The organism is Psychromonas sp. MME2, from assembly GCF_040566515.1.
In the GTDB taxonomy this organism is placed as follows: Bacteria; Pseudomonadota; Gammaproteobacteria; order Enterobacterales; family Psychromonadaceae; genus Psychromonas.
In genome coordinates, this window is sequence record NZ_JBEWXI010000011.1 from 60,539 (window position 1) to 74,448 (window position 13,910).

The following is a 13,910-nucleotide window of genomic DNA, read 5'->3' on the forward strand; positions in this document are numbered from 1 at the left end:
TATAGCGATTTGATCAAGACTGCTTAAATTGTTTAATTGTTTGCAGGTGGTGAGAAATATCTTGAAATTTGTGCCCCTGATTTTCATCAAATATGATCGGATAATATTTAGAAAGAAGATAATCACTCTCTGCTGAATTAAGCATTTCATCAGTTCGAGAGAGGATACATAAACAATTTTCTCTATTTTTACGACGAAAATCATTGATACATTTAGTCGCTATATCAAGGTACTCTTCCGGCCATTCTATCTTACCGACCATATTATCTTCAGGATTAAGGTTCGGATTAAATAACACCTGTTTAATACCACAGAGATAGCCAATGCGCTCACTCCAATAACCTCCAAGTCCAACACCACATATTAGAGGATTATCATCATCACTACTCTGAACATGCTTATGTACTTCTTTGAGAATATGACTCATATCATGCTTTGGATGTATGGTGCTGTAATGAACGAAACGAACATCATCATCGATAAACTTTAATTGCATCACTTTTTCATGATTGCCTGGGCTTGTTGCATCGAAGCCGTGGAGATAAATGATCATTTAAATATTTCCGCCTTATTCTTCTATTGTAAATTACACGACTGGTTTACAAATCTTTTAAAACTTATAGTTCATCATCATATACAAACAAATCTGTATATCCATAAGTTTATGGGAATTAAAATAGAGTGCAAGGGGTGAACTTAAGTAATTAGACATCTTCTACAAACCGTCGTAATTTTTGACTATTTTCTATCCAACTAGGATCCCGATTCAGTGGCAATATGCACTTATTTTTTATATGGGCTAATTTATGTACACTATCATCTTTCAGCCCGCTTGTAACATCTAAGTTATCTAATATTGAAATAGCAGCATCGCTGTCATTGCATGCTAAAACCAAATCACAACCAGCAGCAATTGCTTGCTCTGCTCTATTAACATGGTTACCTGCAAAACTAGCGCCTTTCATTGAAATATCATCGCTAATGATGACACCTTTGAAGTTTAGTTGTTTACGCAATATAGTTTGTAACCAATATGATGAAAAGCCGGTTGTGGATCACATTGCGCATACACAACATGAGATGGCATTACAGCAGCAAGTGAAGCGCACTTTATTAATTGTTGAAAGGGTAAAATGTCGCTCGTGAATATAGCTTCTTCACTACGCTTATCTACCGGGAAATCGACGTGAGAATCAGCTTTAACACTACCATGACCAGGAAAATGTTTTCCCGTTGCACGCATGCCAACACTTTGCATACCTTGTATATAGGCTTGTGCCAATTTAATTGTTGTATTCACGTCCGATGAAAATGCCCGTTCTTTTATGACATCAGAAATGCCATTTAAGTCTAGTACAGGTGCAAAACTTAAATCGATGTCACAGGCTATCAGCTCACTAGCCATCACAGAGCCACTGCAAAAGGCAAGTTGTTGAGCTTTTTCCAAATCATGGCACTGCAGCAAACTTCCCGCGGCAGGTAACGTTGTAAAGCCATGACGGAAACGTTGCACTCGACCTCCTTCATGGTCAACACTGATTAATAAATCATTTTTAGCATGATAACGGATTTGTTGGACAAGCTCCTTGAGTTGCTTAATATCAACAAAATTCCGAGTAAATAAGATAACCCCCGCGACTAAAGGATGAGCTAATATCTCCTTCTCTTGCGCATCTAACTCTACACCTTTCAAATCAATTATTATCGGTCTCATCACTTTTTCTCATATAGGATCGTTCGGGAATTATACCAATTCGCATAATATTATAGTCATAACTTGTTGAGGGAAAATGATGGAGAGCAAGGCGTATGATTGAGTAATAGCTCGCTATTACGATTGAATGCAACGCTGTTATCTATTATTTTACCCAACAAGATAGAGCAGATACTTATGCGGATTGTATAAATTGGTTAGGATTATTACATTCCTTGCACAGTGAATATATAAAAAAACCAGCAAAGCTGGCTTTTTTATTGTTATAAATATCACGCCACTATTCAATGCGTTGTATAAGCTTTTCGATTTCAACTCGCTGAACTGGATTACTCTTATTTAAAATAGATAATAGAATCTCCTTAGCCCCTTTTTTATCATCTATTTCTAGGTACGCTCTTGCTAAGTCTAGTTGCGCACTTACTCCATTTTCATCATCATCAATGTCGATATCAGACTCAGCATTAATAACATCCGGAAACTCATCTAAACCGAAATCTAAATCAAATTCGTCATAAAGATCTTCTTTATTATTAGACTGTTCACTATCTTCCATCAATGTCTCGATATCGATAAAATCATTCTTTTTAACAATCTCATCTTGATCAGTTTGCGCTTGAGCAAGCAAATCGTCAATATCGGCTTCATCGCTTTGCGCTTGAGACAGTAAATCATCGATATCAGCTTCATCGCTTTGCGCTTGTGCGAGTAAATCATCGATATCAGCTTCATCGCTTTGCGCTTGCGCGAGCAAATCGTCAATATCGGCATCATCGGTTTGCGCTTGCGCGAGCAAATCGTCAATATCGGCATCATCGGTTTGCGCTTGCGCGAGCAAATCGTCAATATCAGATTCATCGCTTTGCGCTTGAGCAAGCAAATCATCGGCATCAGCTTCATCGCTTTGCGCTTGAGCCAGTAAATCGTCAATATCGGCTTCATCGCTTGGCGCTTGAGCCAGTAAATCATCAATATCGGCTTCATCGCTTGGCGCTTGAGCCAGTAAATCATCAATATCGGCTTCATCGCTTGGCACTTGAGCAAGCAAATCGTCAATATCGGCTTCATCGGTTTGTGCTTGTGCGAGCAAATCGTCAATATCGGTTTCGTCGGGTTGCGCTTGAGCAAGCAAATCATCAATATCGGCTTGTTCCTGTTCTTCCTGAGCTAATAAATCATCTAATTCAGTACTAACAGATTTAGCATTGCTTGACTGCGTTGACTCTAACAAATCAGAAATCATATCTGGATCGGTGATATTCTCACTAATAACTTCTGGTTGAGTTACCTCATCTGTTTTTGGTGATGTTACGGCCGAGTCTATACTCCATTCATCTTGCTCCGTAACATCATTTTGCTTTACATTGCTATCCTCTTCAGCTAATTGCGCTTCCCATTCCGCCGCCAAATCTAAATCATCATTACTAATTAGATCTTCTGCATTAACAAGTGCTGCAATACCAAAGGGATCATCCTCATCATGAGCGGGTTCATCATCATCTAAATTAATCGTCGATAATGATTCATTTTCAACTAACTCATTAATGCCGAATGGATCTACATCACTATTATCTAAATCAACATCCATTGTTTCAGGAGCAGTGTCACCACCAGGGATAATCTCCTCCAAATCAATATGTTGCAACTCTGATGAAAAGTCATTTTCTTCGTCATCATCAATATTGATGGTTTCCGGCTCAGCGGATTCTTGTGCAGAAAAATCTATTTCTTGCTCACTCTCACCTTCGGCAAAAATATCTTCAGTTAGTAGCGAATCAAATTTGCCATGCTCTTCCATCAACATACTTGTAGATTGTGCAAGTTCTTCATTTTGCTCGGCTAATGACTTTTTAACACTCATGCGTGAGATAATGACAAAAATAGCGAGTAATAATAATATAGGGAAGAAGATCACTAATAGTAAGTTGGTCAAAGAAGACGTTATCCAACGTAATACTTCATTAAACAGCCCTTCACCGCTAAATGGGCGAGCTGCAACGGCGTCTAATTGGGCTCGATAATCTGCAAGGGTGATCTGTAAAGCTTTATTATTCGCTAATTCGGCTTCCAGTGCAGCCTGTGTTGAACTGAGCTCTTCACGAAGTGGATCAATTATTTGTATTAATTTTTGATTTTTCTCAGTCTCAACTAATAGATCTTCTTGGAGACTATTAAAGCTATTTTGTTGCTTTACCGATTCAACTTGAAGCGCGATCAATTCATTTTTTACAACCAATAACTCTTCTTTTAATGCCTCATCTACGGCTTTCTGTGCAATAATCGACTTCTCATTTTTTTGTGGAGCCTGTGCGACTGATTGCGCTTCCGGTTTAGTATTTTTTTTAGCAGGTGTTACGCTGGATTTGGCTTTATTTACCGTTACGTTAGGCTTAGGCGTATACTTGTTAATTAACGCCATCGCCTCTCTATCTGTTTGTTGTAAAACGAAGTCTAACGTTGGAATGGTAATATTCGAAGATGCAATCGGTCTATTAATATTACCGTTAAAAAATGCATTAGGATTTAATTTATAGATACCAAGAAGGGTTTGTTGAATACTAACCCTATCGCTCGGTCTAAGTTTAGAGGCAATTGACCATAATGTTTCACTCGTCGTAATTGGCCCATATTGCCCATTAGAAGTTGCAGTTTCTCCATTAGGTCCCGTTAAATCAAGGGCGAAACTTTGTGGTGCAGAAAATATTAAAGAAGAGCAGCATACAAGAGTAAGCAGGAGACGCTTCATATCCATTCCTTGTTAAAAGCAAAAATAAGTCGTTAATAAACAGTTCTATTAACTTGAATAATAAACTAGCTCATTCAACTGCCGTGTAATTATCTAAAAAGTTAGGCTAGAATTGAGAATTAGCCCACTATAATATTCTATTCAAAATTATAAATAGGTATGTATTAGCTTTTCAGCAACCATAATCGCATTTGTCGCAATACCAAAGTGAATGTTATCTGCACAAACCCATAGATTGATACCACATGGATCACAAACATCTTTTCGTAATCGCCCGACTTGTACGCTCTCATTACCAATAACATCATTAATCATGTCTGGATAATCACAAACTGATTTTGCTAACACAATTCCATCGCTGTGATGTAATGACTGTGCAACCTCATCAAGCTCGACAGGGTAATGCGTTTGTAAGTGTACGGCTTGCGCACATCCATAAAACATTGGTACAACAGCCTGTGTTGATGAAACAATAATAGCGGGGTCATTTAATAGTGAACGTATTTCATTTACTAAACGTAATTCACTTAAACTAATACCTTCATCATCAAGCGCGCCAACTTGTGGAAACACATTGAACGCACACTGTTGAGGAAAGTTAGAACTCTCTATTGCCATGCCATTTAACAAGCGAGCGGTTTCACCTGCGAGCGTTGTTACGCCAACCTTACCCGTTACCGACACAGAGTGATAACTTGCAACATTGACACGTACTAAGCCCACTTCTTGATTAATCTGCTTAATTGCTAAACTTAACTGCGCACTTTCACTGCTTGGAATCGCTATTTTATTGGTTTCTAAATAACGGCCAAGGTGGTCGTCATTAACACCGATTTGGACCAATGGAACGTTAATATCTTCGCTAAAAGTGCCGCTATTATCTATAACAATACAATACTCACTCGCGACATCTGCCCATTTTTGAGTGGTTTCGATATCCGTTAAGAAAAATGCGATATCCACTTTTTGCCAATCAAATTCCTCGATATTGCTAACAGTTAGCGATTTTCCTGAAAACATAACGGTTTCAATATCTGTTTCACCATTAGCAAGCGGGTAAACCTTAGCAACTGGAAAGTCTCGTTTGACAAGCACTTCTAGTGTCGTTTCAATACACCCATGGATGTCACCTATCAGCGCGATATTATATTCAGATTTCATTGTATTCCTTGCTGTTACTCGTTAGTTGAAAAACCTAACCTAGTTAATAATGCATTTTGTGATTTATGTGCGTTAACCGTCAATGTAGATAATTCACGGCGTTCTTGGTAAGTTTTTCGCATAGTATCAAAACCATCAACTTGTTCAATCATTTGACGGAATAAATAGTCATCTCTGCGCACATCAAAAATCAGATGGACGAGTGATTTTAATAGTGTTTGGTCCACTGTCTGTGAAATATTGATAGCATTAATCGCAGCAGTCGGTAGGAAATCCTTTAACGTATACGTTGTTGGTAACGACAATAAATCGGTTAATGCTTGATATAGCATTTCCGTCCCACGTACTTTGCCATCTAAGCTATAACCGGCAATATGCGGTGTTGCAATTTCCACCAAAGGTAACAACCGTTTTTCTATATTGGGTTCATTTTCCCACACGTCAAATACGAGAGAGGGTAACTTCTGCCCGTTGGCAATTTCTAACAAGGCTTGATTATCAATCACATCACCACGTGATGCATTCAATAAAATCTGCCCACTCGTTAATGTCGATAACACTTCATGGTTAAACATATGGACCGTTGGAAACGGACCTACAGTGATTTTAGGGACATGTAGGGTAATGATATCCGCTTTGAGAACATCGCTGAATTGACAAAAATCGCGCTTATCACCTGCTAGCTGCAAGGGGGGATCATATAACTTACAGTTGACACCCAAAGCCGTTAAACGTTGAAATACCGCACTACCCGTATTACCAGCGCCAACAATCGCCACTGTTTTATCGGTGAGTTGAAACTGTTTTTTTTCAGCGAGTACCAACAAACTACTTAAAATATATTCCGCAACAGAGACCTTATTACACCCTGGCGCACTGCTGAAAGCCACGCCTCTGTTTTGTAGATACTTTTGATCGATATGGTCGGTGCCGATGGTTGCTGTGCCAACAAATTTAAGAGACTGATTAAGGTGTAATAACGTCTCATTAACTTGCGTAATAGAGCGAACTAATAACACATCGGCATGACGTAATTGTTCCGCTGTGACACTACGACCAGCAAAATAATGTAGCGAGCCTAATTCAGCGAAGAACTCCTGTGCATAAGGAATATTTTCATCTATATAAATATTCATTTAATTTCCTACAAAAAAAGGAGCGTAAGCTCCTTTTTATTTATTATCAATAACGAATTAAATGGTTAGTAACGCTTAAATACCAAGGTTGCGTTGGTACCACCAAAACCGAAACTGTTAGACATAACAAGGTTCAATTTAGCATCCTCAGCTTGGTTAGCAACAATCGGTAAACTAACTGCTTTTTCATCGATTTCTTCAATATTAATTGAAGGAGAGATAAAGTTATTTTCCATCATGATCAGGCTATAAATGGCCTCATGGACACCAGCGGCACCTAAAGCATGACCTGTTTGCGATTTTGTCGCACTAATCTTTGGTGCTTTATCGCCAAACACTTCATTAATCGCCTCGAGCTCTTTAGTGTCGCCAACGGGGGTAGAAGTACCATGTGTATTAAGGTAATCAATATCGCCCTCTACCGTCGATAAAGCCTGACGCATACAGCTAAACAGCACCTTCTCCAGAAGGAGCAACCATATCGTAACCGTCTGATGTTGCACCGTAACCAACAATTTCAGCGTATATTTTAGCACCACGAGCAAGCGCATGCTCTAACTCTTCAACGACAACCATACCGCCACCACCGGAGATAACAAAACCGTCACGGTTTGCATCATAAGTACGAGACGCTTTTTCTGGTGTTTCGTTGTATTTACTTGATAAAGCACCCATGGCATCGAACTCACAAGCCATGGTCCAATGTAACTCTTCACCACCACCAGCAAAAACAATATCTTGTTTACCAAGCTGAATTTGCTCAAGTGCATGACCAATACAATGAGAGCTTGTTGCGCACGCAGAACTCATTGAATAGTTAATACCTTTAATTTTAAAAGGTGTTGCAACACATGCAGATGTGGTACTTGCCATGGTACGAGGCACCATGTAAGGGCCAACACGACGAACGCCCTTATCAAGCATAATTTGGCAAGCTTCTACTTGATTTTTAGATGAGCCACCACCCGACCCTGCAACGATGCCCGGTTCGCTCATTAGAGACCATTTCAGGTGGTAAGTTTGCGTCGGCAATAGCCTGTTCCATTGATAAATAAGTATATGCAGCGGCATCACCCATGAAACGCATCACTTTACGGTCAATATGTTGCGATGGATCTATTTTTAAATCCCCCCAAACGTGGCTACGCATTTTCAATTCTGCAAATTGCTCGGAGAAGGTTATGCCTGATTTACCACTTTTAAGTGAAGCTAAAACTTCTTCTTTATTGTTACCAATACTAGAAACAATACCAATACCTGTAATTACTGCTCTTTTCATTATTAAGCCTTTATTGCTTGAGGGACTAATTATATGATGATAGAAATGTAGTTTTACTTGTTAGCTACACATCGAGCATCCAAATATAATCGCACAGAGTGGGAAATATAACTTGTATCAAGGTAAAAGCAAATTAATTCAACACGCAAAAATAGACTGGTCTGATCAGTCAGAACCTTATTCCCCTGAATTTCAAGACATCTACTTCAATACAGAAGAAGGTTTAAAGGAATCGCTTTATGTGTTTTTAGCGGGTAATGCGTTGCCTGAGCGATGGCTTAAATCAACGCAGCCCTTTTTTAGCATTGCCGAAACAGGCTTCGGTACAGGTTTAAATTTTTTAATCACCTGCTTGGAATTTCAAAAATTTAAAAGAGAAAACCCCGAGGCTCCGTTAAAGCGTTTATATTTTACTAGCTTTGAGCTATACCCGTTATCACTTGCAGATTTACAACAGGCTTTACAGAGATGGCCATTACTCGAGAATTTTATTGCACCGCTACTCGCTCAATACCCACTGCCTCTCCCCGGATGCCACCGCATAACCTTAGATGAATTCGATATTACCTTAGACCTTTGGTTTGGTGATGTAACGACCACCTTGCCAACGCTCTATTGTTATCCCTCAGGGCTGTTTGATTGTTGGTATCTCGATGGTTTCGCGCCGAGTAAAAACCCAGAAATGTGGAGCAACGCGCTTTTTACCCAGATAGCTCAGACTTGTAAGGCTAACGCAACCATCGCCACCTTCACTGCCGCAGGATTTGTCCGACGAGGATTAACTTTAGCTGGTTTTAACATGAACAAACGTAAAGGTTATGGCAAAAAACGGGAAATGTTAGTCGGGCAACTCGTATCATCCCCAATAAAATCAATATTACAGGGACAACATTACCGACCTACTGCAACCACACGTAGCCGTGATATAGCCATTATCGGGGGGGAATAAGCAGTGCATGTCTATCCTTGGCGTTAATAAAACGCGGTTATAAAGTCACCCTATATTGTCAAAATAGTGACATCGCATCGGGCGCATCAGGTAATCAACAGGGGGCACTCTATCCATTATTAAACCAGCAGCATAATTCGCTCAGTCAATTCTTTGCCAATGCCTTTCTGTTTTCACGTAACTATGTCCAAAAGCTGCAACAAAGCAGTCCCTTTGCCCATGATTTATCGGGACTATTGCAGCTCTACTATGATCAGAGCGCAACAAACAAATTAGAGAAAATTTTACAGGCGCAGCTACCCGACCAACTTGTTAAGTACGTTTGTACAACAGAGTGTAATGATATCGCTAATTTACAAATTGATACCGCTGCGCTTTTTTATCCACTTGCAGGCTGGTTAAGCCCGGTGCAAATGGTCCGGGCTATTTTCGCCAGCGCTAAACAGTTAGGTGAATTAACCATCCATTTAAATCAGCAACTACACTCTTTTAGTCACTCGCCAACGGGTTGTAAATTGCATTTTATGGAGCAACAACGAGAACATGACCTATTAATATTGGCCTGTGGATTCGAAACACTAAATTTTACCCAATGTCGCGCCATTCCGTTATCGGCAGCTCGTGGTCAAGTGACTCATATTGCAACCAATAACTGGCTTTCAAATTTACAAGTCCCCCTATGCCATGAAGGTTATTTAACACCACAATATGGAGGGAAACATTGTATGGGTGCGACGTTTAAGCGCCATATTATGGATCCATCTTTTGCACTTGATGAGCAACGTGAAAATAAACTTAAGCTGCAAAAATGTCTCCCCAACAGCGCATGGACGGAGACCATTGATTGTGACCATCAAGAGGCACATATCGGTATTCGCAGCACCACACGTGACCACTTCCCTTATGTTGGCGCATTAGCTGACTATGAAGCAACCAAAACGCTTTATGAAGATGCAGAAAAATCATTACCGGCGGAAAATGCGCCCTTTTATGAGAATATATTCATCTTAACCGGATTAGGCTCTCGTGGATTATGTTCAGCCCCCCTTGCCGCTGAAATACTTGCTAGCCAAATCGAGGGTTCGCCACTCCCCTTATCAAAAAACATATTAAATGCCATGCAAACAAATAGGCAGTGGGTGAATTACCTGCAAAAAGGTAAAAAAATGAAGATATAAGTAACGATAACGACCATAAGCTTTATATTCTTTCCCTTTACTCTTTGTTAAAAGGTAGAATTGCGTTAATCTACGCCCTCGACTTTAGGGAATGCTCCATGCGCGGCATAAACCTGACTAAAATATAGAATTAATGAGACATTATACAGTTTAATGAAATATTCCCGCGTTTTTATCAACAGCCTAGCTTACGAATTGGCACCAGAAGCCATTTCCAGTAACGAATTAGAAGCGCGTCTTGCGCCTTTATATCAAAAATTACGGATTCCTATGGGACAACTTGCTGCCTTAACGGGTATACAAGAACGTCGTTGGTGGCCAAGTAATCATCGTTTATCCGACGGTGCCATTGCTGCCGCTAAAAAAACCATTGCAGAAACCGATATTGATATCAATGATATTGGTGCCGTTGTTTATACTGGCGTCTGCCGAGATCAACATGAGCCAGCCACGGCCTGCCGAATAGCTGCTGAGCTTGGCGTTAACAACCATACTGCCATTTATGATATCAGTAATGCCTGCTTAGGCGTGTTAACAGGCATCTTAGATGTGGCTAATCGTATAGAGCTTGGACAGATCAAAGCGGGATTAGTCGTTTCCTGTGAATCTGCTCGCCATATCGTCGATATCACTATCGACAATATGCTAGAAAATCCAACCATTCAAAATTTTTCTCAATCCCTAGCAACACTGACGGGAGGCTCTGGCGCAGTGGCGGTTTTATTAACCGATGATAGTTTACCGCTCACCAATAGCCGTAAACATAAATTGCTCGGTGCCAGTCACCTTTCCGCGCCCGAGCACCATGACCTGTGTAAATGGGGCTTACAAGAAGTGGGTTTAAAACTGCATCGCGAGTTTATGCGCACTAATGCCGTGCCATTACTCAAAGAAGGGGTAGCACTTGCCTATAATACTTGGCAGCATTTTTTAACACAGCAAAATTGGATAAGCGAAAATGTTGACAAAGTTATTTGTCACCAAGTGGGCTCAGCCAATCAAAAGCAAGTCTTAGCTGCACTAAATATTCCTGCACACAAAGAGTTTCCGACCTATCAGAAACTTGGCAATATGGGTACAGTCTCTCTCCCTGTCACCGCAGCCATTGCCCATGAGCAAGGCTTTTTAAGCAAAGGTGACAAAGTAAGTTTTCTCGGTATAGGCAGTGGTCTTAACTGCATGATGTTAGGGTTGGAATGGTAAGATGAATTTAGATACTTTATTTCCCTTTAAACGTAATTACTTAAATCGTAATGGTCAAAAATATCACTATCTTAATGAAGGTAGTGGCGATCCGGTTGTTATGGTCCATGGTAATCCAAGTTGGTCTTTTTATTACCGCAATTTAGTTTCTGCATTAAGTGCCAATTATCAATGTATTGTCCCAGACCATATTGGCTGTGGTTTATCTGACAAACCGAGTGACAGCGATTATAAATATACCCTAAAAACACGTATCGATGACTTAGAAGCGTTGCTCGATTCTCTCAATGTTAAAGAGAATATTACCCTAGTTGTACATGACTGGGGAGGAATGATTGGACTGGGCTACGCAGCGCGCCACCCTGAACGTATCAAGCAGTTGGTGATATTAAACACCGCCGCTTTTCATATCCCAAAGAGTAAACGATTTCCGATGCCATTATGGATCTGTCGTAATACCCTATTGGGCACGGTGTTAGTGCGTGGTTTTAATGCCTTTTCTTCGATCGCATCCTATGTGGGTGTGAAGCGAAAACCGATGGCAAAGGCTATCCGTCAAGCCTATGTTATGCCCTTCAACTCTTGGAACAATCGCATTTCTACACTGCGTTTTGTACAGGATATTCCACTTTTCAGACGCGATGTGAATTATCAATTAGTTTCAGAAATAGAAGCTAGTCTCGCGCATTATCAAAACATCCCCACCCTCATCTGTTGGGGGCTGAAGGATTTCGTTTTCGACAAACATTTCTTAGCGGTATGGAAAGAGAAGTTACCACAGGCAGCGTGCCATGAATTCGCCGATTGTGGCCATTATATTCTTGAAGATGCCAGTGATGAGGTGATCCCGCTTATTGAACAATTTATGGCAGCCAATCATTGATGAGTAATACAAACCTTTGCCAACATCTGGTCAATGCAGCAAGTGAATTACCCGATGCGCTTGCCGTCGCAGTACAAACAAAAAAATTGACCAAATTAAGCTATCAAGAGATCAATTTTAAGCAACTAAATGAACGCTCCGATGCGATCGCCTTTGCGCTTAATCAATATGGTCTGAAGCGTGGCACAAAGGCGGTATTAATGGTTACACCCAGTATTGATTTTTTTGCACTCACTTTTGCACTTTTCAAAGCGGGCATCGTCCCTATTTTAGTGGATCCCGGCATGGGGATTAAAAATCTCAAACAATGTTTTATTGAAGCAAAACCAGAGGTTTTTATTGGTATCCCTAAGGCACATCTAGCGAGAAAACTATTTTCTTGGGGCAAAGAGAGTATTAAACAGACCATTAATGTGGGGGGAGTAAATCTTTTTGCTGATATTAGCCTCAACACCTTATTACGCCGCCATCAAAGCAATCGCTCTTATCAAATGGTACAACTTGCTGACCATGAAATGGCGGCTATCTTATTTACCAGTGGCAGCACTGGCAGCCCGAAAGGCGTTGTATATTCACATGCGATGTTTGAAGCACAAATAAATGTGCTTAAAAATGATTATGAAATTAAACAAGGTGAACGCGACTTAGCAACTTTTCCGCTATTTTCGCTTTTTGGCCCCGCACTGGGAATGGCTTCCATTGTACCTGATATGGATGCAAGCAAACCGATAACAGCCAATCCTAACCATATTTTTGCCGCAATTGAAAAGTATCAATGCACAAATTTATTTGCTAACCCCGCATTAATCGAACTATTAGGACAAGCAGGCAACAAACAGCAAATCAAATTATCTAGCATAAAACGAGTTATCAGTGCAGGAGCGCCTGCGACCTTGCCATCCATTGAACGCTTTACCAAATTGCTGTCAGGTAATAGCGAAGTGATTAACTCCTACGGTGCAACCGAGGCGTTACCAATCAGTAAAATTGCCAGTTCACAGCTATTACGTACCCATAGCATCACCGATACCGGTGGCGGTATTTGTGTCGGTTTACCCGTTGCAGGGGTGGACGTTAAAATCATCGCTATTAGCGATAAAATTATCGACAAATGGGACGATAGCCTTAGCTTACCCAGCTATGAAATTGGTGAGATTGTAGTAAAAGGACCGCAAGTAAGCGAGCGCTATTATCATCGCGATCAGGCAACACTGGCGAGTAAAATTATAGATGGTCAACAGGTACGTCACCGTATGGGTGATAGCGGCTATTTCGATGAACAGGGACGCTTATGGATGTGTGGACGCGCATCACACAGCGTACAAGCAACCATTAATGAGCAAGAAAAGCGCTTTTTTTCCATCTCCTGTGAGCGTATTTTCAACACCCACCAAGCGATTAAACGTAGTGCCTTAGTGAGTATTGAAGAAAATGGGAATATAGTGCCACTGTTGTGCATCGAGCTTAATCGTGACACGCATAAAAGCGCAAAAATGATTTTTACTGAATTGCGGCTAATTGCCGATAGACACACTCAAACGGTCGGTATTGAAAAATTTTTAGTGCACCCAAATTTCCCGATGGATATTCGCCATAACGCGAAAATATTTAGGGAAAAATTAGCTATTTGGGCGCAGCAACAAATCAATAAATAAGCGAAA

General features: G+C 40.5%; 9 protein-coding genes and 2 pseudogenes. 5 read left to right on the plus strand and 6 right to left on the minus strand.

The window, feature by feature from the left end; translation table 11 throughout:
- Positions 1-13 precede the first annotated feature (13 nt).
- The 6 genes and pseudogenes from ycfP to fabB form a co-directional block, all read right to left on the minus strand.
- Positions 14-553 carry an alpha/beta hydrolase YcfP gene (gene ycfP, locus AB1A03_RS09785; RefSeq protein ID WP_354624482.1) on the minus strand — a complete coding sequence of 180 codons (540 nt, stop codon included), beginning with the start codon at positions 551-553 and terminating at the stop codon, positions 14-16.
- A gap of 151 nt (positions 554-704) precedes the next feature.
- A pseudogene (gene nagZ, locus AB1A03_RS09790) lies at positions 705-1,714 on the minus strand (beta-N-acetylhexosaminidase).
- Positions 1,715-1,994: 280 nt separating this feature from the next.
- Complete coding sequence (locus AB1A03_RS09795; protein WP_354624483.1) at positions 1,995-4,460, minus strand: FimV/HubP family polar landmark protein; 2,466 nt, start codon at positions 4,458-4,460, stop codon at positions 1,995-1,997.
- Positions 4,461-4,607: 147 nt separating this feature from the next.
- Entirely contained in the window at positions 4,608-5,621 is a 1,014-nt protein-coding gene (locus AB1A03_RS09800; RefSeq protein ID WP_354624484.1) for an aspartate-semialdehyde dehydrogenase, read from the minus strand.
- Positions 5,622-5,635: 14 nt separating this feature from the next.
- On the minus strand, positions 5,636-6,757 hold the full coding sequence (locus AB1A03_RS09805; protein ID WP_354624485.1) for a 4-phosphoerythronate dehydrogenase: 1,122 nt from the start codon (positions 6,755-6,757) through the stop codon (positions 5,636-5,638).
- A 65-nt stretch (positions 6,758-6,822) separates the two neighbouring features.
- Positions 6,823-8,036, minus strand: a pseudogene (fabB, locus tag AB1A03_RS09810) (beta-ketoacyl-ACP synthase I).
- Positions 8,037-8,148: 112 nt separating this feature from the next.
- Here fabB and mnmC2 point away from each other — a divergent pair.
- The 5 genes from mnmC2 to oleC all read left to right on the plus strand — a co-directional run bounded on the left by mnmC2 (position 8,149) and on the right by oleC (position 13,904).
- The gene (gene mnmC2, locus AB1A03_RS09815; protein ID WP_354624486.1) at positions 8,149-8,985 is read left to right on the plus strand and encodes a tRNA (5-methylaminomethyl-2-thiouridine)(34)-methyltransferase MnmC2; all 837 of its coding nucleotides are present in this window, start codon (positions 8,149-8,151) and stop codon (positions 8,983-8,985) included.
- A gap of 17 nt (positions 8,986-9,002) precedes the next feature.
- On the plus strand, positions 9,003-10,163 hold the full coding sequence (gene mnmC1, locus AB1A03_RS09820) for an FAD-dependent 5-carboxymethylaminomethyl-2-thiouridine(34) oxidoreductase MnmC1 (protein ID WP_354624487.1): 1,161 nt from the start codon (positions 9,003-9,005) through the stop codon (positions 10,161-10,163).
- Positions 10,164-10,316: 153 nt separating this feature from the next.
- The gene (locus tag AB1A03_RS09825; protein WP_354624488.1) at positions 10,317-11,366 is read left to right on the plus strand and encodes a 3-oxoacyl-ACP synthase III; all 1,050 of its coding nucleotides are present in this window, start codon (positions 10,317-10,319) and stop codon (positions 11,364-11,366) included.
- Between the two features lies 1 nt (position 11,367).
- Positions 11,368-12,249 (plus strand): alpha/beta fold hydrolase, encoded by an 882-nt coding sequence (locus AB1A03_RS09830; RefSeq protein WP_354624489.1) that lies wholly within the window; start codon positions 11,368-11,370, stop codon positions 12,247-12,249.
- Positions 12,249-13,904 carry an olefin beta-lactone synthetase gene (gene oleC / locus AB1A03_RS09835; protein WP_354624490.1) on the plus strand — a complete coding sequence of 552 codons (1,656 nt, stop codon included), beginning with the start codon at positions 12,249-12,251 and terminating at the stop codon, positions 13,902-13,904. Before AB1A03_RS09830 ends, oleC begins: the two co-directional genes overlap by 1 nt.
- Positions 13,905-13,910 lie beyond the last annotated feature (6 nt).

What these genes read in the sequence shown, in the direction of transcription:
- AB1A03_RS09830 (WP_354624489.1), top strand. Translation starts at nt 11,368, where the DNA reads ATGAATTTAGATACTTTATTTCCCTTTAAACGTAATTACTTAAATCGT.
- oleC (WP_354624490.1), top strand. Translation starts at nt 12,249, where the DNA reads ATGAGTAATACAAACCTTTGCCAACATCTGGTCAATGCAGCAAGTGAA.
- AB1A03_RS09825 (WP_354624488.1), top strand. Translation starts at nt 10,317, where the DNA reads ATGAAATATTCCCGCGTTTTTATCAACAGCCTAGCTTACGAATTGGCA.
- AB1A03_RS09795 (WP_354624483.1), bottom strand. Translation starts at nt 4,460, where the DNA reads ATGAAGCGTCTCCTGCTTACTCTTGTATGCTGCTCTTCTTTAATATTT.
- AB1A03_RS09800 (WP_354624484.1), bottom strand. Translation starts at nt 5,621, where the DNA reads ATGAAATCTGAATATAATATCGCGCTGATAGGTGACATCCATGGGTGT.
- ycfP (WP_354624482.1), bottom strand. Translation starts at nt 553, where the DNA reads ATGATCATTTATCTCCACGGCTTCGATGCAACAAGCCCAGGCAATCAT.
- AB1A03_RS09805 (WP_354624485.1), bottom strand. Translation starts at nt 6,757, where the DNA reads ATGAATATTTATATAGATGAAAATATTCCTTATGCACAGGAGTTCTTC.